Annotated in this window: 21 protein-coding genes, 4 tRNA genes and 1 riboswitch; of the genes, 18 read left to right on the forward strand and 7 right to left on the reverse strand. The window is 63.7% G+C overall.

All coding sequences use genetic code 11. From position 1 onward, the window contains the following. Positions 1 to 11 precede the first annotated feature (11 nt). On the reverse strand, positions 12 to 332 hold the full coding sequence (locus E0702_RS01560) for an HlyU family transcriptional regulator (protein ID WP_132041203.1): 321 nt from the start codon (positions 330 to 332) through the stop codon (positions 12 to 14). Positions 333 to 422: 90 nt separating this feature from the next. After that, a complete protein-coding gene (locus E0702_RS01565) occupies positions 423 to 1643 on the reverse strand; it encodes an argininosuccinate synthase (protein WP_132041204.1) in 1221 nt (406 codons plus the stop codon). A gap of 176 nt (positions 1644 to 1819) precedes the next feature. On the opposite strand from E0702_RS01565, the gene rnt reads away from it, so the two are divergent. Further along, positions 1820 to 2488 (forward strand): ribonuclease T, encoded by a 669-nt coding sequence (gene rnt / locus E0702_RS01570; protein WP_132041205.1) that lies wholly within the window; start codon positions 1820 to 1822, stop codon positions 2486 to 2488. Positions 2489 to 2638: 150 nt separating this feature from the next. Here rnt and E0702_RS01575 read toward each other — a convergent pair whose 3' ends face one another. Beyond that, positions 2639 to 2974, reverse strand: coding sequence for a Grx4 family monothiol glutaredoxin (locus E0702_RS01575; protein WP_132041206.1), 336 nt, complete (start codon positions 2972 to 2974; stop codon positions 2639 to 2641). A gap of 164 nt (positions 2975 to 3138) precedes the next feature. On the opposite strand from E0702_RS01575, the gene argF reads away from it, so the two are divergent. The 6 genes from argF to ggt all read left to right on the forward strand — a co-directional run bounded on the left by argF (position 3139) and on the right by ggt (position 8735). Continuing rightward, the gene (gene argF, locus E0702_RS01580) at positions 3139 to 4065 is read left to right on the forward strand and encodes an ornithine carbamoyltransferase (protein ID WP_132041207.1); all 927 of its coding nucleotides are present in this window, start codon (positions 3139 to 3141) and stop codon (positions 4063 to 4065) included. A 78-nt stretch (positions 4066 to 4143) separates the two neighbouring features. Beyond that, complete coding sequence (locus E0702_RS01585) at positions 4144 to 4449, forward strand: hypothetical protein (protein WP_132041208.1); 306 nt, start codon at positions 4144 to 4146, stop codon at positions 4447 to 4449. Between the two features lie 66 nt (positions 4450 to 4515). Next, a riboswitch (TPP riboswitch) is annotated at positions 4516 to 4636 on the forward strand. Positions 4637 to 4697: 61 nt separating this feature from the next. Then, entirely contained in the window at positions 4698 to 5804 is a 1107-nt protein-coding gene (gene thiO / locus E0702_RS01590; protein WP_132041209.1) for a glycine oxidase ThiO, read from the forward strand. Next, positions 5791 to 6018, forward strand: coding sequence for a sulfur carrier protein ThiS (thiS, locus tag E0702_RS01595; RefSeq protein ID WP_202597161.1), 228 nt, complete (start codon positions 5791 to 5793; stop codon positions 6016 to 6018). The genes thiO and thiS overlap by 14 nt, the downstream gene beginning before the upstream one ends. Further along, on the forward strand, positions 6018 to 6836 hold the full coding sequence (locus E0702_RS01600; protein WP_132041210.1) for a thiazole synthase: 819 nt from the start codon (positions 6018 to 6020) through the stop codon (positions 6834 to 6836). Before thiS ends, E0702_RS01600 begins: the two co-directional genes overlap by 1 nt. Before the next feature lie 159 nt (positions 6837 to 6995). Beyond that, on the forward strand, positions 6996 to 8735 hold the full coding sequence (gene ggt, locus E0702_RS01605) for a gamma-glutamyltransferase (RefSeq protein WP_132041211.1): 1740 nt from the start codon (positions 6996 to 6998) through the stop codon (positions 8733 to 8735). A gap of 161 nt (positions 8736 to 8896) precedes the next feature. Here ggt and E0702_RS01610 read toward each other — a convergent pair. Continuing rightward, a tRNA-Ala gene (locus E0702_RS01610) sits at positions 8897 to 8972 on the reverse strand. 212 nt (positions 8973 to 9184) lie between these two features. On the opposite strand from E0702_RS01610, the gene E0702_RS01615 reads away from it, so the two are divergent. The 8 genes from E0702_RS01615 (at position 9185) to nadB (ending at position 15402) form a co-directional block, all read left to right on the forward strand. Continuing rightward, the gene (locus E0702_RS01615) at positions 9185 to 9832 is read left to right on the forward strand and encodes a response regulator (protein ID WP_132041212.1); all 648 of its coding nucleotides are present in this window, start codon (positions 9185 to 9187) and stop codon (positions 9830 to 9832) included. A gap of 9 nt (positions 9833 to 9841) precedes the next feature. Further along, a complete protein-coding gene (gene uvrC, locus E0702_RS01620; protein ID WP_132041213.1) occupies positions 9842 to 11656 on the forward strand; it encodes an excinuclease ABC subunit UvrC in 1815 nt (604 codons plus the stop codon). A 69-nt stretch (positions 11657 to 11725) separates the two neighbouring features. Continuing rightward, positions 11726 to 12274 (forward strand): CDP-diacylglycerol--glycerol-3-phosphate 3-phosphatidyltransferase, encoded by a 549-nt coding sequence (pgsA, locus tag E0702_RS01625; protein WP_132041214.1) that lies wholly within the window; start codon positions 11726 to 11728, stop codon positions 12272 to 12274. 78 nt (positions 12275 to 12352) lie between these two features. Further along, positions 12353 to 12427, forward strand: a tRNA-Gly gene (locus E0702_RS01630). Between the two features lie 25 nt (positions 12428 to 12452). Next, positions 12453 to 12526 (forward strand) — tRNA-Cys (locus E0702_RS01635). A 36-nt stretch (positions 12527 to 12562) separates the two neighbouring features. Further along, positions 12563 to 12649 (forward strand) — tRNA-Leu (locus E0702_RS01640). A gap of 46 nt (positions 12650 to 12695) precedes the next feature. Next, on the forward strand, positions 12696 to 13841 hold the full coding sequence (locus tag E0702_RS01645) for an FUSC family protein (protein WP_132041215.1): 1146 nt from the start codon (positions 12696 to 12698) through the stop codon (positions 13839 to 13841). Next, positions 13822 to 15402, forward strand: coding sequence for an L-aspartate oxidase (nadB, locus tag E0702_RS01650; RefSeq protein WP_132041216.1), 1581 nt, complete (start codon positions 13822 to 13824; stop codon positions 15400 to 15402). Before E0702_RS01645 ends, nadB begins: the two co-directional genes overlap by 20 nt. Positions 15403 to 15490: 88 nt before the next feature. Here the strand turns inward: nadB and E0702_RS01655 are convergent, their stop codons facing one another. Next, positions 15491 to 15838 carry a hypothetical protein gene (locus E0702_RS01655; RefSeq protein ID WP_132041217.1) on the reverse strand — a complete coding sequence of 116 codons (348 nt, stop codon included), beginning with the start codon at positions 15836 to 15838 and terminating at the stop codon, positions 15491 to 15493. Positions 15839 to 15845: 7 nt separating this feature from the next. Beyond that, a complete protein-coding gene (locus E0702_RS01660) occupies positions 15846 to 16139 on the reverse strand; it encodes an FAD assembly factor SdhE (RefSeq protein WP_132041218.1) in 294 nt (97 codons plus the stop codon). Between the two features lie 179 nt (positions 16140 to 16318). Here E0702_RS01660 and E0702_RS01665 point away from each other — a divergent pair, with 179 nt between their 5' ends. From E0702_RS01665 to lapB, 3 genes are read left to right on the forward strand one after another with little or no spacing between them, the layout of a single operon-like run. After that, the gene (locus tag E0702_RS01665) at positions 16319 to 16615 is read left to right on the forward strand and encodes an integration host factor subunit beta (RefSeq protein WP_132041219.1); all 297 of its coding nucleotides are present in this window, start codon (positions 16319 to 16321) and stop codon (positions 16613 to 16615) included. Positions 16616 to 16669: 54 nt separating this feature from the next. Continuing rightward, positions 16670 to 16993 (forward strand): LapA family protein, encoded by a 324-nt coding sequence (locus tag E0702_RS01670; RefSeq protein WP_132041220.1) that lies wholly within the window; start codon positions 16670 to 16672, stop codon positions 16991 to 16993. A gap of 1 nt (position 16994) precedes the next feature. Then, positions 16995 to 18176, forward strand: a complete 1182-nt coding sequence (gene lapB, locus E0702_RS01675; protein ID WP_132041221.1) for a lipopolysaccharide assembly protein LapB — start codon at positions 16995 to 16997, stop codon at positions 18174 to 18176. A gap of 9 nt (positions 18177 to 18185) precedes the next feature. Here lapB and pyrF read toward each other — a convergent pair whose 3' ends face one another. Continuing rightward, positions 18186 to 18881 (reverse strand): orotidine-5'-phosphate decarboxylase, encoded by a 696-nt coding sequence (gene pyrF, locus E0702_RS01680; protein ID WP_132041222.1) that lies wholly within the window; start codon positions 18879 to 18881, stop codon positions 18186 to 18188. Positions 18882 to 19111: the final 230 nt, after the last annotated feature.

Raw genomic sequence — 19111 nt, forward strand, 5'->3', positions numbered from 1 at the left:
TCTCGACCGGACTAGCGAGCGAACATGCCGTCGCCCATCTCGTCGATGAAGCGCCGCGCCTTGCTGATCATCAGCTCGTCGCAGGCCTCGCGGCCGGGCACCATATCAGAGCGTTCGAAGCGGTGCTCGAGCACCTCATCCTCGTCCTCTTCGCCATCCCCGCTCAGCGGCCGACGGATCCAGCCGCTGACGCGGTATTGGCCACCCTCCTGTGCCGGCTCGGAGACAATCAGATAGCCGTTGTGCTCCACCGGCTCGGCGGCCGGGGCATGGCCAGGGGAGCCATCGTCATCGCCGGCACCGAACAGCCCCGAGAGAAGCTTCTTGAACATGACAAGCCTCCTACTAGTACCTAGACCTAGCACCCACGATCCTTGCGGAATGCATGCCGGTGGAGCGCCCGCAGGCGCCCCACGGCGGCATCAGTCCTGCTTGCGTCCCTTGCCGGCGGCAATACGCAGGCGCAGGGCATTGAGCTTGATGAAACCTTCGGCATCCTTCTGGTCGTAGGCGCCGGCATCATCCTCGAAGGTCGCGATGGACTCGTCGAACAGCGACTGATCGGACTGGCGACCGGCGACGATGACGTTGCCCTTGTAGAGCTTGAGGCGAACCACACCCGAGACATTGCGCTGGGTCTCGTCGATGGCGGCCTGCAGCATGCGACGCTCAGGGCTCCACCAGTAGCCGTTATAGATGACCTCGGCATACTTGGGCATCAGCTCATCCTTGAGGTGGGCCTCTTCACGGTCGAGCGTCAGCGACTCGATGGCGCGGTGTGCCTTGAGCATGATGGTGCCTCCGGGCGTCTCGTAGCAGCCGCGAGACTTCATGCCGACATAGCGGTTCTCGACGATATCGAGACGGCCGATGCCATTATCGCCACCCATCTTGTTGAGCTTCTCGAGCACCTCATGGGGCTTCATCGGCACCCCATCAATGGCCACGATATCGCCTTGGTCAAAGGTGAGCTCGACGTAGGTGGGCTCGTCCGGGGCGGCCTCCGGCGAGACGCTCCAGCGCCACATGTCCTCTTCTGCTTCGGCCCAGGGATCCTCGAGGATGCCCCCCTCGTAGGAGATATGCAGCAGGTTGGCATCCATGGAGTATGGCGACTTCTTCTTCTGACCGGCGAAGTCCACCGGGATGTCGTGCTGCTGGCAGTAAGCCATCAGCTTCTCGCGGGAGTTGAGGTCCCACTCACGCCACGGGGCGATCACCTTGACACCGGGCTTCAGCGCGTAGGCACCGAGCTCGAAGCGCACCTGGTCGTTGCCCTTGCCGGTGGCGCCGTGGGAGATGGCGTCGGCGCCAGTCTGGTTGGCGATTTCGATCAGACGCTTGGCGATCAGCGGGCGGGCGATGGAGGTACCGAGCAGGTACTCGCCCTCATAGATGGTATTGGCACGGAACATCGGGTAGACGTAGTCGCGCACGAACTCCTCGCGAAGATCCTCGATGTAGATCTCCTTGACGCCCAGTGCCTGAGCCTTGGCACGCGCCGGTTCCACCTCCTCGCCCTGACCGATGTCAGCGGTGAAGGTCACCACCTCGCAGTTGTAGGTTTCCTGCAACCACTTGACGATTACGGAGGTGTCCAGGCCGCCGGAGTAGGCCAGCACCACCTTCTTGACATCGGACATTCGAGGAGCTCCTTTCTGATGAATACGAGAGACCTGCCAGTATAGCGCGCCAACCTGGCCTCGAATACCGCCCATCCACGGGACCTCAAGGGAGCGAGCTGCTAGACTGCGCGAATTCGAGCCGGGCCGCGGCCAGCCTGCCCGTGACATCAATGCCAAACACGAAGGAGAGGTGCATGAGCGAGGCAATCGCCCGCGACCTGATGGCACAGCGATTCCGCAGCTACCTGCCGGTGGTGGTCGACATGGAAACCGGCGGTTTCGATTCCGAGCGCAATGCGATCCTCGAGATCGCCGCGGTCACCCTGACCATGAACGCCGAGGGTTACCTGCTCCCCGAGTCGACCTATGCCTTCCACGTGGAGCCCTTTGCGGGTGCCAGCATCGAGCAGTCGGCACTGGACTTTACCGGCATCCGGCTCGACGATCCCCTGCGTCGCCAGGTGGCGGTCAACGAGTCCGAGGCGCTCAACGAGATCTTTCGTCCCATACGCAAGTCGATCAAGGCCCATGGCTGCACCCGCGCCATCCTGGTCGGCCACAACTCGGCGTTCGATCACGGTTTCCTCAATGCCGCGGTGAACCGCTGCGGCATCAAGCGCAATCCTTTCCACCCCTTCTCCAGTTTCGATACCGCCTCCCTGGCCGGCCTGATGTACGGCCAGACGGTACTGGCCCGGGCCTGCCGGGCCGCCGGCATCGAATTCAACAACAGCGAGGCGCATTCGGCTCGCTATGATACCGAGCGCACCGCCGAGCTGTTCTGCGCCATGGTCAACCGCTACAAGGAGATCGGCGGCTGGGCCCAGACTCAGCGCGAACAGGGGATGGAAGAAGCACCGTAAGCTGGAAGCTGGAAGCTGGAAGCTGGAAGCTGGAAATCAGTATTAAACTGCTCCCCCACACAGCAAACATCCCCGCAGCATGGCTGCGGGGATGTTTTTCTTCGAGCTCCAAGCTTCCAGGCGCAAAGCGCCGCTTTTCAGGCTTGACGCTTAAGCGTCGTCCTTGTGCTTGGCGGCCGTTTCCTTGATCAGCGTCTCGAGCTCGCCGTTCTGGTGCATCTCCATCACGATGTCGCAGCCGCCGACCAGCTCGCCCTCGACCCACAGCTGGGGGAAGGTGGGCCAGTTGGCGTACTTGGGCAGCTCGGCCCGGATATCCGGGTTATCCAGAATATTGACGAAGGCAAAGCGCTCGCCACAGGCCATCAGCGCCTGCACCGTCTGGGCGGAGAAGCCGCACTGGGGCAGCTGCGGGGTGCCCTTCATGTAGATCAGGATCGGGTTTTCGCCGATCTGGCGCTGGATGTTTTCGAGGGTGGTGCTCATGGCGTCTCCCTATGGGTGTAGCGGACAACAGAGGTCGCGAATGCCGGGACGATCAATACCTGATCCCGGCGGTAGGTCTTGGTGCCAGCCATTCTACTGATCCACAACGCGTTGCGCATCCCCCGGCGGCTGGCTAGGATGAGCGCTTTTGCGAGGAGCACCGCATGGCCACTCGGCACTTCCTGACCCTGATGGATGCCAGCCCTGAAGAGCTGAGCTACATGATTCAGCGCGCCATTACCATAAAGAACGCGCTCAAGGTGGAGGGGCCCACCTACACCCCCTTCCCGAATCACACCATGGCGATGATCTTCGAGAAGTCCTCGACCCGCACCCGGGTCTCCTTCGAGACCGCCATGGCACACTTCGGCGGCCATGCGCTGTTCCTCTCTCCCCGCGACACCCAGCTCGGCCGGGGCGAGCCCATCGGCGACACCGCTCGCGTGCTCTCCGAGATGGTCGATATCGTGATGATCCGCACCTTCTCCCACGCCGGACTCGAGTCATTCGCCGAGGCCAGCAGCGTGCCGGTGATCAACGCGCTGACCGACGACTATCATCCGTGTCAGCTGCTCGCCGATGTGATGACCTGGACCGAGCTACGCGGCAGCGTAAAGGGCAAGACCGCAGTATGGATCGGCGACGGCAACAACATGTGCCACTCCTGGATCAATGCAGCCCGCCAGTTCGACTTCCAGCTGCGCATCTGCTGCCCAGAAGGTTATGAGCCGCGCCAGGATATCCTCGAGGCCGCCGGCGATCGCGTCACCCTGCTACGTGACCCCGTCGAGGCCGTGACCGGCGCCGATCTGGTAACGACCGATGTCTGGGCCTCCATGGGACAGGAGGAGGAGCAGGCCAAGCGTGAGGCGGCCTTCGCCGATCTTCAGGTCACCGAAGCACTGCTCGATCGCGCTCACCAGGACGTGCTGTTCCTGCACTGCCTGCCGGCCCATCGCGGCGAGGAGATCAGCGAGACCCTGCTCGACGATCCGCGGGCCGTGGTCTGGCAGGAGGCGGGCAACCGTCTGCATGCCCAGAAGGCATTGATCGAGTTCCTGCTGCTCGGTGAGGTCCACGACGCGCCGTGACCCCCACTAGACCTTGGTCTTATCCGACCAAGGTTGTATAATGCGCCGCAGCAATTTCCACCAAGGAAGACGCGGCGCATGACTACCCCTTCAATCGACACCTTCGGGATGCAGCGCAGCCTGCGCCAATGCCTCGCCAACATGGCCGCCCTGCTCTATCGCCAGGGCCACGTGCTCGAAACCGTCACCGTACCCCATCGTGGCCTCGACCCCTCTGCGCTGGAAACGCTGAAGAGCGACAGCCGCGAATGGTCGGTCTGTCAGCGCATCCTCGAATCAAGCGAGGCCGCCACCTGGAACGACCAGCGCCGCTTCGTGCTGACCGGCATGGGGCGCGAACTGCTCTTCGACATGTTCGGAGAGGGCGCCGCCGACTGCGCCTGAATCCCGCCTGCCCCAGAAGGCCCGCCGACGCTCGATTGCGTCGGCGGGCCTTCTTGGTTATGTTGGCAGCTCTTGTCGGGGCGCCCCTCTCACCGTCATGCGGTATCAAGGGGCTGAGATCGGTATGGCCGAACCCGTTGAACCTGATCAGGTTGATGCCTGCGGAGGGAACAAGTTCGTGCCCCCAGCCCGTCCCTACCCTGCATCCAGCCTGATCTCCACACTGCCAACTGCCGGATGCACGCCTCATGAACGCCACCCCACAACGCCGCTTCGCCATCGCCGGCGCCGGCCTGCTCGGCCGCCTGACAGCCTGGCACCTGCTGCGCGACGGCCATGCCGTCAGCCTCTACGATGCAGGTGACCTTGACACGCCGCCCGCCGCAGCCTGGACCGCCGCCGGCATGGTCGCTCCCCTGGCCGAAACGGTTGTCAGCGAGCGCAGTGTCTATGAGATGGGGCAGATGGCTCTCGATCGCTGGCCCGGATGGCTGGCCGAACTCCAGGCGTCGGAGCTATGGCACCAGCACGGCAGCCTGGTGGTTGCCCACCCCCAGGATGGCAACGAGCTGATCCAGTTCCGCCGTGACCTTGCCGACACCCTGGGAGAAGGCGCCCTCTATCAGGAGCTGGATGGCAGCGGCATACATCATCTGGAACCCGATCTGACTCGCTTCCGCCACGGCCTGTTTCTTGCCGACGAAGCACACCTGGATAACCGCGAGCTGCTCACACGGCTGCTGGGGGCGATACGCGAGCTTGGCGGTGAGTGCCATGCCCATACCCCGGTGAAAGTGCATCCCGGCGAAGTGACCACCCCAACGGGAACGCACCACTTCGACCTGGTGATCGACTGCCGTGGCCATGGCGCCAAGACCAATCACCCCACCCTGCGCGGCGTGCGCGGCGAAACACTGCATGTAACGACCAACGAGATCACACTGACGCGGCCGGTGCGCCTGATGCATCCGCGCTACCAGCTCTATGTGGTCCCCAAGCCCAATGGACGCTTCGTCATCGGCGCCACCTCCATCGAGAGCGAAGATCGCTCACCGATATCGCTGCAATCCTCCCTGGAGCTTTCCAGCGCCCTCTATACTCTGTCACCGGCCTTCGCCGAGGCACGCATCCTTGAGCAGGGTGTCAACCTGCGCCCCGCCTTTCGCAACAACCTGCCCCGGGTTACCCTAAGCGATGGATTGATTAGCGCTAATGGACTGTTTCGCCACGGTTATCTGCTTGCCCCAGCCGTGGTTGAGCATCTATTGAGCGAGATTCGTGGCCACGGTGACAACCCCTTCGCCGACCTACTGGACGGCTCCGCCCCCAGGAGACCCTGTCGTGAAAGCGAGTGACCCCATGCATGAGATCACCCTGAGCCTCAACGGCGAGCCCGCCCGGCTTCCCGAAGGCACCCCCCTGACCCAGGCCCTGGAAGCGTGGGGGTATGGAGAGCGTCGCGTGGCCGTAGCCATCAACGATGCCTTCGCACCGCGCTCCACCTGGCCCGAGCGCACCCTCGGCGAGGGTGACCGTATCGATATCGTGGCCCCGGTAGGAGGCGGCTAATGCACACCCAATCACCCCATGACGATGCGCTGGTGCTCTATGAAGAGCGCTTCAACAGCCGTTTCCTGCTTGGCACCGCCCTCTACCCGTCGCCCCAGGTGATGCAGGGCGCCATCGAGGCCGCCGACTGCGCGATGCTGACCCTGGGGCTGCGTCGCCAGAATCCCGGCGGCGGTAACGCCGATGGCGACGGCGATGCCTTCTGGCAGATTCTGCGTGAAAGCGGCTGCCACCTGCTGCCCAACACTGCCGGCTGTCGCTCTGCCCGGGAAGCCATCACGCTCGCCGAGATGTCCCGGGAACTGTTCGACACACCCTGGATCAAGGTCGAGGTCATCGGCGACGACTACAACCTTCAGCCCGACCCCTTCGGTCTGCTGGAAGCCGCTCGGGAGCTGGTCGAGCAGGGCTTCAAGGTGCTGCCCTACTGCACCGACGATCTGGTGCTATGCCAGCGCCTCCAGGAGGCAGGCTGCCAGGCCCTGATGCCCTGGGGCGCACCGATCGGGACCGGGCGTGGCCTGATGAACCGTTACGCCCTGCGCACCCTGCGCGAGCGCATCGACGTGCCACTGATCATCGATGCCGGCCTCGGGGCTCCTTCCCAGGCCGCCGAAGCCATGGAGATGGGCTTTGATGGCGTGCTGCTCAACACCGCCGTGGCCAAGGCTCGTCGCCCGGCACAGATGTCGGCCGCCTTCGCCCGCGCCATCGAGGCGGGCCGCGAGGCCTATCTCGCCGGCCTGATGGAGCGTCGCCAGACCGCCAGCCCCAGCACGCCGACCCTGGGCCAGCCCTTCTGGCACGCCACACCCTGACACGACCGCCGGCCAGCGTCATCACGCTAGCCGGTTTGACAGCAGCGAACTATCCAACCTAACTGAATGGGCGGAACCCCGGACGCTGCCGCCCTCGATTGCCATAGCGTCCCGCCTCCCGAGGCAGCACCCCTGATCGTTATAAAAAGGAATAACACTATGACCGATCGTTCTCTATCGTTCCCTGCACCCCGGGCGCTGACCATCGCCCTCCTCTCGGCGAGCCTGCTGGCATCTCCAGCCGCCTTCTCACAACAAGCCATTCTCGAGGGTGAGCGCTTCCACCCTCAGGAGAGCTCCCACGGCATGGTGGCTTCCAGCCACTTTCTTGCCTCCGAGGTAGCACGGGATGTGCTCGCGGCTGGCGGCAACGCCGTGGACGCGGCGGTAGTCGCCGGCTTTGCCCTGGCCGTCACGCAGCCCCGCTCCGGCAATATCGGGGGTGGCGGCTTCATGCTGATCTCCGATGAACAGAGCGATGAAGTCATCGCCATCGACTACCGAGAGACCGCACCGGCAGCGGCCTTCGAGACCATGTTCCAGGATGAGAACGGCGAAGCGGTCACCGAGCGTTCACGCTTCACCCACCTGGCTGCTGGCGTGCCTGGCACCGTGGCCGGCCTGGCCATGGCACTGGAGAAGTACGGCACCCTGAGTCTTGCCGAGGCGCTGGAGCCGGCCATACGCCTGGCGGAGGAGGGCTTTGTCGTCCCCCCGCGCTTCGTCAAGGGACTGCAGGATACCCGCGGCCGATTCGAGGCTTGGGACGCCAGCATGGCCAAGTTCTTCAAGGAGGACGGCAGCGCCTATCAGGTCGGCGACCTATTCCGACAGCCCGATCTCGCCGCCACCCTCAAGCGTATCGCCGAGGAGGGGGCGCGGGAGTTCTATGAAGGCGAAACCGCTCGCCTGATCGTCGCCGAAATGGAACGCCACGACGGTCTGATCACGCAAGAAGATCTGGCCGGGTACCAGCCGGTGATTCGCGAACCCAGTCACGGCACCTACCGGGGGCACGATATCTACGCCATGAGCCCGCCCTCCTCCGGCGGCGCCCATATCGTGCAGATGCTCAACATCCTCGAGGAGTACCCCATCGGTGAAATGGGCTTCGGCTCGGCCGATAGCATGCACTTGATGGCCGAGGCCATGAAGCGCGCCTATGCCGATCGCTCCGAGTTCCTCGGCGATACCGACTTCGTGGATGTGCCACTGGCCGGGCTCACCTCCAAGGGGTACGCTGCAGAACTGCGCGCCCAGATCGGTGAACAGGCTACCCCCAGCGCCGAGATTGCCCCCGGCAATCCGGTTGATTACGAATCCAACGAGACCACCCACTTTTCCATCGTGGATGACAACGGTCTTGCGGTATCCAACACCTATACCATCAACTTCAGCTATGGCTCGGGCATCGTTGTCGACGGCGCCGGCTTTCTGCTCAATAACGAGATGGATGACTTCTCGGCCAAGCCCGGCGTCCCCAACGCGTATGGCCTGATCGGCGGCGAGGCCAACAAGGTGGAGCCCGGCAAGCGCATGCTCTCCTCGATGACCCCAACCATCGTCAAGCGTGATGGCAAGAACTACCTGATCACCGGCAGCCCCGGGGGCTCGCGGATCATCACCACCACCCTGCAGGTGCTGATGAACGTGATCGATCACGGCATGAACATCCAGTCGGCGGTCAGCGCCCCGCGCATGCACCATCAGTGGCTGCCCGACGAAATCCGCACCGAGGCCGGCTTCAGTCCCGATACGCTGGAACTGCTCAGGGAGCGCGGTCACACCATCAGCCAGCAATCGGCCATGGGTGCCGCCCAGTCGATCCTGATCGAGGACGGGATGTATTACGGTGGGGCCGACCCTCGCCGCTCCACCTCTTCCGCCATCGGACTATAAGCCACGCCACCCCCGGCCTTCGTGCCGGGGGGGGATATCTGTTTCTGCCTGCGCGCAGCCCACGCCAAGGGCCATATTGAGCCCTTGATCGACCACGCACGACCGACCACGAAAAAGCCGCCTGGCGCAGTGCGCCAGACGGCTAATCCGTTGAATCCTGTTGGTGGAGCCTAGCGGGATCGAACCGCTGACCTCAACACTGCCAGTGTTGCGCTCTCCCAGCTGAGCTAAGGCCCCACGCTGTCTCGCCGTTGCGAGAACGGGGCAGATAATACGGTGACATGAGACCACCGTCAACTCTTTTTTTCTATTTGCATGTCGCTTTGTATAGCAACCTAAGTAGTCTTTCCTCTACTCCTTCACGTATGCCACGCTAGTCGCCAACGGTTACCCTTACATCATGCGATGAGCCGGTCTGCTGCCGTCGAGTCGCTCAGGAGCGAATTCAATTGATCAAGGTACTCATTGCCGATGACCACCACCTGATAAGAACCAGTCTTGCTCACCTGCTGAACACCGAGAGGGACCTGCGGGTCATCGGCGAGGCGGCCAGTGGTGAGGAGGCCATTGCCCAGGCACGGCGCCTCAAGCCTGACGTGGTGTTGATGGATATCCGCATGCCAGGTATCGGTGGTCTCGAAGCCACGCGCAAGATCACCCGAGCCCTCCCTGACACCCGTGTCCTGGTACTGACCGCCTGGCTGGAGGACAGCTTCGCCCAGCGACTGCTGGACGCCGGCGCTCGAGGCCTTGTCAGCAAGGGCTCCCAGCACGAGGAGATGGTTGGTGCCATCCGCGAGGTCTTCCAGGGGCAACGTTATGTCAGCCCGGACGTCGCACAGCGTCTGGTGTTGTCGCGGATCGACTCACCCGAGAACCCCTTCGATGAGCTCTCCTCCAGGGAGATGCAGGTGGCGATGATGATCATCAACTGCCAGAAGGTCGCCGACATCTCGGACCGACTGTTTCTCAGCACCAAGACGGTCAACACCTACCGCTACCGCATCTTCGAGAAGCTGGGCGTCAAGTCCGACGTCGAGCTCACCCACCTGGGCCTGCGCCATGGGTTGGTGGAAGGCTTCTCCACCATGCAGTAACCTCGCCAGATGACCTTTGACCATCGCCACTTCCTGGCCAGCGTCAGCGAGGCCCCCGGTGTCTATCGCATGTTCGACCAGGGCGGCGAGACGCTCTATATTGGCAAGGCGCGCCGCCTCAAGGCGCGGCTCGCCAGCTATTTCCGTGGTGCACTGAACGCCAAGACCCAGGCACTGGTAGCGCGTATCGCCGATATCCAGGTCACGGTGACCAACAGCGAGACAGAGGCCTTGCTGCTCGAGCAGACCCTGATCAAGGAGCTGCGGCCGCCCTACAACATCCTGCTGCGCGACGACAAGTCCTACCCCTTCATCTTTGTCACAGACCGCCACCCCTTTCCGGCGCTGGAGTACAAGCGGGTTCGTCAACGCCGAGATGACGGGTGCTATCTCGGCCCCTACCCCAGCAGCCACGCGGTGCGCGACAGTCTCTCGCTGATGCAGAAGATATTCCGCATCCGCAACTGCGAGGACAGCGTCTTCGCCCACCGCTCGCGACCCTGCCTGCAGTACCAGATCGATCGCTGCAGCGCACCCTGCGTGGGATACATCTCCGAGGCCGACTATCGCCGCGATCTGGAGCACGCCGTGCAGTGCCTGGAAGGCAAGAGCGAACAGGTTACCCGGGAGCTCACCGCCGCGATGGAAGCCGCCAGCCGTGAACTGGCCTTCGAGGAGGCGGCCCGCCTGCGCGATCAGATCCAGCAGCTGCGGCAACTGCAGCAACGCCAGTTTGTGGATACCGGCGATGGCGACGCCGACGCCTTCGCGCTGACCAGCCGCCCCGGAGCGCTATGCATCTCGGTACTGGCCATCCGCCAGGGGAGGCTGCTGGGGGCGCGCCATCACGCCCCCGCCAATGGCCTCGACCTACCGGAAGAAGCGCTGCTGGGCGACTTCATCAGCCAGTACTATCTGGGCCAGGCCCGGGAGATCCCTCGGGAGGTGATCACCAGTCACGCCGTTACGGACGCCGAGCTGATCGTCCAGGCGCTGGCCGAAAAGGCCGGCCGCCGAGTGCGGCTGACCGATCAGGTGCGCGGGCATCGCGCCCAGTGGAAGGAGCTGGCTCTCACCAACGCCGAACAGCAGCTGGCCGCCCAGCTGGCCAATCACAACCAGCTTGCGCAACGTTTCGATGCACTGCGCGACGCCCTGGGCATGGCAGAAGCGCCGGCACGGCTCGAGTGCTTCGATATCAGTCACAGTCATGGCGAGGCCACGGTCGCCTCCTGCGTGGTGTTTGACGAAAACGGTCCACGCAAGTCGGACTATCGTCGTTTCAATATCGAAGGAGTGGCGGCGGGTGATGACTACGCGGCCATGCAGCAGGCGCTCACCCGTCGCTTTCGTCGCCTGAAAGATGGCGAAGGGCAGACGCCAGATGTGCTCGTCGTGGATGGCGGCAAGGGGCAGCTCAACATGGCCCGCGAGGTACTGGCGTCGCTGGGAGTCATCGGCGTGGCGCTTCTCGGCGTGGCCAAGGGCACTACCCGCAAGGCGGGTCTGGAAACACTCTTCCTGGAAACCGTGGACAGGACGCTGAACCTGGAACCCTCATCCCCTGCCCTTCACCTGATTCAGCATATTCGCGATGAGTCGCACCGGTTCGCCATCACCGGTCACCGCACACGACGAGACAAGCAGCGCCGCACCTCGACACTCGAAGGCATCCCCGGCGTGGGCCCCAAGCGCCGGCGCGAGCTGCTGCGCTTCTTCGGCGGACTGCAGGGGGTCAAGCAGGCGACGCGTGACGAGCTGGCCCGTGTGCCTGGCATCAGCGCCACCCTGGCCGAGACGATCCATCAAGCTCTGCATGGATGATGCTCGCCAAGGGGGATAGAATACGCCAACGCTTAACGCTCCTCTCACCGGCAAGGACAGCTTCGCGCGATGAACATTCCGAATATCCTTACCCTGGCCCGTATCGCTTTCATCCCGCTGCTGGTAGTGCTGTTCTATCTGCCACTCTCCTGGAGCATGCCCCTGGCGGCCGCGCTCTTCGCCCTGGCCTCGGTGACCGACTGGCTGGACGGCTATCTGGCCAGACGCTGGAACCAGGCCACACCGTTCGGCGCCTTCCTCGACCCGGTAGCCGACAAGCTGATGGTGGCGGTGGCGCTGGCGCTGATGATCGAGCGCTATGACGCAGTCTGGCTGACCCTCCCTGCGCTGGTAATCATCGGACGCGAAATCGTGATCTCCGCGCTGCGCGAGTGGATGGCCGAGATGGGCAAGCGGGGCAGCGTGGCGGTGTCGTGGATCGGCAAGTTGAAGACCACCCTGCAGATGGTTGCCATCTTCCTGCTGCTGGCCTTCGCCCCCGGCACGCCTGTTGCCATGCTCGCCGTGGTGACTCTCTATGCAGCGGCCGTGCTGACACTCTGGTCGATGGCGCTCTATCTGCGCGCAGCCTGGCCGCATCTCAGGCGTTCCATGTAGGAAAGAGGGGAAACGTAGGGAAGAGAGGAAAAGGCTTGACTGTCACCGGCTTATCCGTATAATACGTTCTCGAGTCAGGCGGGAATAGCTCAGTGGTAGAGCATCGCCTTGCCAAGGCGAGGGTCGGGAGTTCGAATCTCCTTTCCCGCTCCATTCTTAGGAATGGCCCGACTCATGAGGCTGGATGGCAGAGTGGTCATGCAGCGGACTGCAACTCCGTGTACGCCGGTTCGATTCCGACTCCAGCCTCCACTCCCCTATCTCTCCTGTACTGCCCGACACCGTGCCGCCCGGATGGCGAAATTGGTAGACGCAAGGGACTTAAAATCCCTCGGTGGCGACACCGTGCCGGTTCGAGCCCGGCTCCGGGCACCAAGCAATCGCTGATGGGCCAGACAGACCCCCTGCGGGGCAATCTTCGATGAACCTGCCGCCCCTGCGCGACCCCTTCTTCACCTATCGCTATCGTCGCCGACTGCACGTGCTGCGTGTCATGCTGGCGCTGACAGCCTCGTTCCTGCTCACCCATTTTCTGACGATCCCTCACTCCGGTTGGGCGCTGGTGAGCACCGTCATGGTAATGGGCAACCTGCCGCATATCGGTGGCGTGCTCGACAAGGGCCGCCAACGACTGCTCGGCACCCTGCTTGGCGCGGCCAGCGGACTGCTGCTGATCCTGCTCCCCGGCGACCTGACGCCGCTGATCCCGGCCGGCAGCCTGACCGCCATCGGTGTCGCCACCTGGCTCACCTTCGGCAATCGCCACGGCTACAGCGGCCTGATGTTCGCCATCAGCCTGCTGCTGGTGGCCGGCGACGGCAACCATGCTCTGGATGTGGGCCTGTGGCGAGCCTTCAATGTGCTGCTTGGCACCCTGGTCGGCATTACCACCACCATGCTGATCCTGCCCCAGAAGGCCACCGACCTATTGCGTTTCATGCTGGCGGAGAATCTCGACCGCCTGGCGCGCCTGTTTCATGCCCACACCACCGCCACGGCCGCCCTGGATATTGACACCCAGGCCCTGCTCAAGGCGACCAGTTCGGCGCTGGTCAAGCAGCGCGGCCTGGTCGATGCCATCCATCGTGAACGTCGACTGAGTCGAAACGAGCTGGATGACGTCATCTCCCTACAGCGACGCATGCTCTCGACCATCGAGCTACTGCTCGAGACCCACTGGAACACACGAGCCGGCCACGACCGTATCGAGGCGATGGAAGGGTTACGCGATGAACAACACCGACTCTCCAGGGAGCTCGGCACCCTGGCCTACCAGGTACGCACCGGCCAGTCCATCGACGTCGAGATCAGTCAGTTCGACCTGCAACGTCACGCCCCACTGGCCACCACCGCGGTCAGCCCAGAGGGACGCGCCCTGTTCAGCCCCAGTGGCTACCTGTGGCTGAATCGTGAACTGGCCCGGCTGACCGAGGCGCTGGTCACGCGCCTGGGCGGACTGACGCGACTGCCTAGCCAGCGTCTGCGTCGCGCCTCCGGGCGAAAGTGGGCTCGCCGCCATACCGCCACGCCCGACAGAGGAGCGCAAGATGCCCCACGGCAACCATGATGTGCTGATCATCGGCGGCGGTGTCGCCGGCTTGGTACTCGCCTTAGAAATTGCCGATCAACGCGCCGTCACGCTGCTGCGTCCGGCGAGTGACGACTTCGGCTCCAGCCGCTGGGCCCAGGGTGGCATCGCCGCCGTTCTCTCCCCTAGCGATAATCTCGAGGCCCATGTCCAGGACACACTGGTGGCGGGCGACGGACTTTGCGATGAGGCTGCAGTGCGCTTCACCGTAGAGCAGGGGCCGGAAGCCATCGAGTGGCTGCTCAACCTCGGCGTGCCCTTTACACGCGACACCAGCCCGGGGGCCGACTACCCCTACCACCTCACTCGCGAAGGCGGACACGGCGCGCGACGCATTATCCATGCCGCCGATGCTACCGGTCGAGCGGTGATGGCCACCCTCAAGGCTCATGTCGTGGCACACCCCCGAATCCAGGTTCGCGACGACCTCACCGCTGTCGGACTGCTCCAGGATAGCGCCGGCCGCTGCCGCGGCGCTCGCTGCCTGAACAGCGCCGGGCGGCGGCTCGACCTGTCGGCTCACGACACCGTACTGGCCACCGGCGGCGCCAGTGGTCTCTATCGATACACCACCAGCCCCATGCCGGCCAGTGGCGAAGGCATGCTGATGGCCGCCGAGCTGGGCGCAACGCTGATGAACCTGGAGTTCCAACAATTTCACCCAACCTGCCTGCATGATCCGGAGGGGGCGCCCTTCCTGATCAGCGAGGCGGTACGCGGCGAGGGCGGGAAACTGCTCAATATTCATGGTGAGCGCTTCATGCCGGGTATCGACTCACGCGCCGAACTTGCTCCGCGAGACGTGGTGGCTCGAGCCATCGACAGCGAGATGCAGCGCACCGCCAGCGACCATGTCTTCCTGGACATTCGGCATCTGGGCGAAGCGGCGATCCGCGAGCACTTCCCCACCATCCACCGCCACTGCGCCGAGCGCGGCATCGATATCGTGAACGCTCCGATCCCGGTGGTTCCGGCGGCCCACTACAGCTGCGGTGGCGTGGCCACGGATCGCTACGGTGCCAGTGATATCGAGCACCTTTATGCAATAGGGGAAGTCGCCTGCACAGGCCTGCACGGTGCCAACCGCATGGCCAGCAACTCATTACTGGAGTGCCTGGTGTATGCACGCAGCTGCGCCGTCGCTCTGCGTGATGCGTCTCGCGCGCCTCTCACGGACGCCGTCAACAGCTCGACCGTCATCGAGGCCGCGCCACCACCGGTCCAACTCGCCGAATGGCGCGAGCGAATGCGCGTCCTGATGAGCGCCCGAGTGGCCATCGTCCGCCACGACATCGAGCTGCTCAAGACCGCCGAAGCGCTGGCCGAGTTACAGCAGGAGGTCTCACCGGTCATCCGGCAGCATGGCCAGCCGGGCATCGAGCTCTCGAGCCTGTGGCACGCGCTGCGCCTGGCACGCTTGACCGTGGCCAGCGCCCAGAGACGGCGCGAGTCCCGAGGCCTGCATTACAACCCGGACTGCCCACATCACGCCGACCATCATCCTCACCCCTCGCGGGTACGACTGGCCGAACTCGGCTAAGCAGTCCGGTGGGGGCGTGGGGCACGTGTATGTACGCGCCCCCTTCGTCAGTCGCGCCCCCCATCTCGTGCCCCCGGCCTGGAGTGGCCTAGTGACGGATCAGGAAGCGACGTAACTCTCGATGATCAAATGACGAACAGCTGTCCGGCCATAGCCACAGCCGTCGGCCATTCAGTCTAAGCCCGATCAGCCAGGGACCCAGATAGTCGCAGTGCAGCCTGACCGGCTGCGGGACGGACACCCCGGCTTCCAGCCATCGCCACTGCACCTCCCCGCCGGGCAGCGCCTGCGCACTCAACTCACCTCGGGGGTGGTGACGCACAGCCCCTACCGTGATGACGATCAGGCAGAGGGCCGTCGACAACCACAGCAGCAAGGGCAGCACGCTGGCGAGGAGGCCGACCACTGCAGCGGTCGGCAGGAGATGCGCCAGCAACGCCAGCCTAGACCGGTCGATGCGACACGCTATCGGCGCTCTCGGCATGCTCGATGATCATCTGGACGATACGTCGACGCACCGGCTCCTGAGGCAGCTCGCGACGCATCAGCCACAGGAACAGGTCCTGATCCTCCTCGTCGATCAGCTCACGGAAGGCCGCCTGGTCGGCGGGATCGAGGGCGTCATAGCGCTGTTCCAGGAAGGGTACCAGCAGCAGATCCAGCTCCCACATGCCGCGACGCGAGTGCCAATAGAGTCGCTTGCGCTGTGCCGCCTCGGGGCTTGATGGTTCGTTCAAGGTCGACCTCGACTTTGCCTTGGGGATGTCTGGACAGTATACCCGAGGCCGCGCCTCGGCACAGCTGACGCCGGACAGGGATGCGGGACTCTACCCATGGGCGTAGTGCGTTGTTTTGTCTCGCTTTGCCGAGTATGCTTGGAGGAAAATAACAGCCGCGCCGCCAATGGAGATCGAAGATGACCAAGTCCGAGCTGATCGAACAGATCGCCATGCGTCAGCCCGAGCTGTCGCTCAAGGAAGTGGAATCGGCGGTTCGGCTGATTCTCGACGACATCACCGAAACGCTGGCAGCCGGGGGACGCGTCGAGATACGTGGCTTCGGCAGCTTTTCACTGCACTACCGCGAACCGCGCGTCGGACGTAATCCCAAGACCGGCGAACCGGTCGCGCTGGACGGCAAGTTCGTGCCACACTTTAAACCCGGCAAGGAGCTGCGCGAGCAGGTGGACGCCAGCCGCGAGCTGGGCTACTAAACCCGGCACAGCGCTCTCAGGGCCCAATTCTTACATCCACAGGGGATACTTCGCATGCGTTGGCTCAAAGGCCTGATCCTGGCCATCATCCTGCTGGCGGTTCTACTGGTCGGCATCCTGTTCGCGGTCAATAACAGTGAGGCTCTGCCGCTCAATCTGATCTGGCTTGAACTGCCGCCCGCCTCGTTATCGGTATGGCTGCTGGCCTCACTGGCTGTGGGCGTGCTGCTCGGCATGCTGGCGATGAGCGGTGTCTACCTGCGCCTGAGGGCGCTACTGACTCGCGCCCAACGCCATAACCAGCAACAGCGCAAGGAGCTCGACAAGCTGCGCGTTCAGGAGCTCAAGGAGACTCGGGAGTTGAAGGAACTCGCCTGATATGCCCGATGCGCTGCTGCTGACCCTCCTGTTGGCAGCCGTCGCCACCGGCTGGTGGCTGGGACGTCGCGAACGCCGCAAGTCCATCAATCCCGCGCCTCCCCAAGGACTGGCGCGGGATTACTTCGTGGGCCTCAACTACCTGCTCAACGACCAGCAGGACCGCGCCATCGAAACCTTCGTTGGGGCGCTGGAGGTCAACAGCGAGACCATCGACACCCATATTACTCTCGGCAACCTCTTCCGTAGTCGAGGTGAGGCCGACCGAGCGATGAAGATCCACCAGAATCTTCTCGCTCGCCCTAGCCTGACAGGCAGTCAAGGCGAGCGTGTGCAACTGGAGCTGGCCCGTGACTTCCTCTCCCTGGGCCTGCTGGATCGCGCCGAGCGCCTGCTCAAGGGACTGCTGCGTGACTCTCAGGACGCCGAGCTGACACGCTCGGCACGCCGGCTGCTGGGCGACCTCTTCGAGCGCCAGGGTGAGTGGTCGGAAGCCTTCGCGGTTATCACTCCACAGCTACTCCGCGACAGCCAGGAGCTACGCCGCACCGCGGCGCACTGGCTCTGCCAGCAGGCCGAAGAGGAACGCGGCAATGCCAGCCCGGTGCTGGCGCGTCGCCATCTCAAGCAGGCCCTCAATACCGACCCGAAATGCGTGCGCGCCAACCTGCTGCTGGCCGCCCTGGAGCACGATACCGGGCACTATCGACAGGAAATTACGCTATTGTCGCGGATTCCCGAACAGGACTCGGCCTTTATCCCCTCCCTGCTCGAGCCTCTGGCCAACGCCTATCGACTACTCGACGACGAGGAGGGGCTGATCGCACACCTTCAAAGGCTGTTGGATAAAACGCCCTATACCAGCGTCATCATTCTGCTGGCCGAGACCCTTCGCCATCAGCGAGGCACCGAGGCCGCGATCGATCTTGTCAGCACGCAGCTCAATCGCGAAACGAGCCTGGGCGCCCTCGATTACCTGATCGACCTCTATCGCCAACACGGTAGCAGCACGGCACTGGAGCAGCTGGCACTGCTGCAACAGCACACCACTACGCTGCTCGCAAAGTTGCCTCGCCATCGCTGCCGGCGCTGTGGCTTCAGTGGCGACCAGCTGCACTGGCAATGCCCCCGCTGCCGCCACTGGGGAACGATCCGGCCGATCACCGGGATTGAAGGTGAGTAGCGACTCGTCTCAGGCGAGCTCTGCCTCAATGGCGGCGAGCGCCTCCATGGGCTCTGGCGCCTGAGTGACTGGGCGCCCCACCACCAGGTGAGTGCTACCAGCGGCCATGGCATCACGCGGCGTCATCACCCGCTTCTGGTCGCCGACCTGAGCGAAGCTTGGCCGAATCCCCGGCGTCACCTTGAGGAAATCATCGCCGCACAGCGCGTTTAGGCGGGCCGACTCCTGGGCCGAACAGACCACACCGTGCATTCCGCTCTCCTGGGCCAGCAGCGCCAGGCGCTCGACCTGCTCGGCGGGGGGCACCGACACCCCCACCTCGGCCAGATCCTCGACCATCATGCTGGTCAGCACGGTCACCGCGATCAGCCGTGTGCTCAAGGCCTGGCGCTCCAGCCGGTCCCGAGCCGCCTCCATCATGCGCCGCCCGCCTGAGGCATGCACATTGACCATCCATACGCCCTGCTCTGCCGCCGCCTCTACGGCACCGGCCACGGTGTTGGGAATATCATGAAACTTGAGGTCGAGAAACACCTCGAACCCACGGCCATGCAATGCATCAAGCACGTCGGGACCACTGCGCGTAAACAGCTCCTTGCCAACCTTGAGACGGCAGCGCGCCGGATCGAGGCGGTCCGCCATACAGAGGGCAGCATCCAGCGAGGGGTAATCGAGGGCGATGATCAGTGGGGAATCGGTAGACACGAAACAGGCTCCTGGCAAGAGGAAATCGACGGCAGAGTATACCAGCCATATTGAACATGAACCGTGCGAGTTCATTGATATGAATCCGACGATATTCTTGAGACATGCAGGACAACGCGTCGGGTTCAATGGCGTTCTGTACTACGTGCAACTGAGCAAAAGGCCTCAGGGAATCCATGCACCCCATGGCTAGCCTTAAACAGGCATCGGCGGAGGTTGCGATGCCAACA

This window comes from Halomonas marinisediminis (assembly GCF_004347715.1).
Classification (GTDB): domain Bacteria; phylum Pseudomonadota; class Gammaproteobacteria; order Pseudomonadales; family Halomonadaceae; genus Halomonas; species Halomonas icarae.

Bases quoted from the DNA above. Each gene is read 5' to 3' on its own strand.
- E0702_RS01560 (WP_132041203.1), bottom strand. From the start codon at position 332: ATGTTCAAGAAGCTTCTCTCGGGGCTGTTCGGTGCCGGCGATGACGAT.
- E0702_RS01665 (WP_132041219.1), top strand. From the start codon at position 16,319: ATGACCAAGTCCGAGCTGATCGAACAGATCGCCATGCGTCAGCCCGAG.
- ggt (WP_132041211.1), top strand. From the start codon at position 6,996: ATGACCGATCGTTCTCTATCGTTCCCTGCACCCCGGGCGCTGACCATC.
- E0702_RS01600 (WP_132041210.1), top strand. From the start codon at position 6,018: ATGCACACCCAATCACCCCATGACGATGCGCTGGTGCTCTATGAAGAG.
- E0702_RS01575 (WP_132041206.1), bottom strand. From the start codon at position 2,974: ATGAGCACCACCCTCGAAAACATCCAGCGCCAGATCGGCGAAAACCCG.
- lapB (WP_132041221.1), top strand. From the start codon at position 16,995: ATGCCCGATGCGCTGCTGCTGACCCTCCTGTTGGCAGCCGTCGCCACC.
- rnt (WP_132041205.1), top strand. From the start codon at position 1,820: ATGAGCGAGGCAATCGCCCGCGACCTGATGGCACAGCGATTCCGCAGC.
- pgsA (WP_132041214.1), top strand. From the start codon at position 11,726: ATGAACATTCCGAATATCCTTACCCTGGCCCGTATCGCTTTCATCCCG.
- thiO (WP_132041209.1), top strand. From the start codon at position 4,698: ATGAACGCCACCCCACAACGCCGCTTCGCCATCGCCGGCGCCGGCCTG.
- argF (WP_132041207.1), top strand. From the start codon at position 3,139: ATGGCCACTCGGCACTTCCTGACCCTGATGGATGCCAGCCCTGAAGAG.
- E0702_RS01645 (WP_132041215.1), top strand. From the start codon at position 12,696: ATGAACCTGCCGCCCCTGCGCGACCCCTTCTTCACCTATCGCTATCGT.
- E0702_RS01670 (WP_132041220.1), top strand. From the start codon at position 16,670: ATGCGTTGGCTCAAAGGCCTGATCCTGGCCATCATCCTGCTGGCGGTT.
- uvrC (WP_132041213.1), top strand. From the start codon at position 9,842: ATGACCTTTGACCATCGCCACTTCCTGGCCAGCGTCAGCGAGGCCCCC.
- E0702_RS01565 (WP_132041204.1), bottom strand. From the start codon at position 1,643: ATGTCCGATGTCAAGAAGGTGGTGCTGGCCTACTCCGGCGGCCTGGAC.
- nadB (WP_132041216.1), top strand. From the start codon at position 13,822: ATGCCCCACGGCAACCATGATGTGCTGATCATCGGCGGCGGTGTCGCC.
- E0702_RS01585 (WP_132041208.1), top strand. From the start codon at position 4,144: ATGACTACCCCTTCAATCGACACCTTCGGGATGCAGCGCAGCCTGCGC.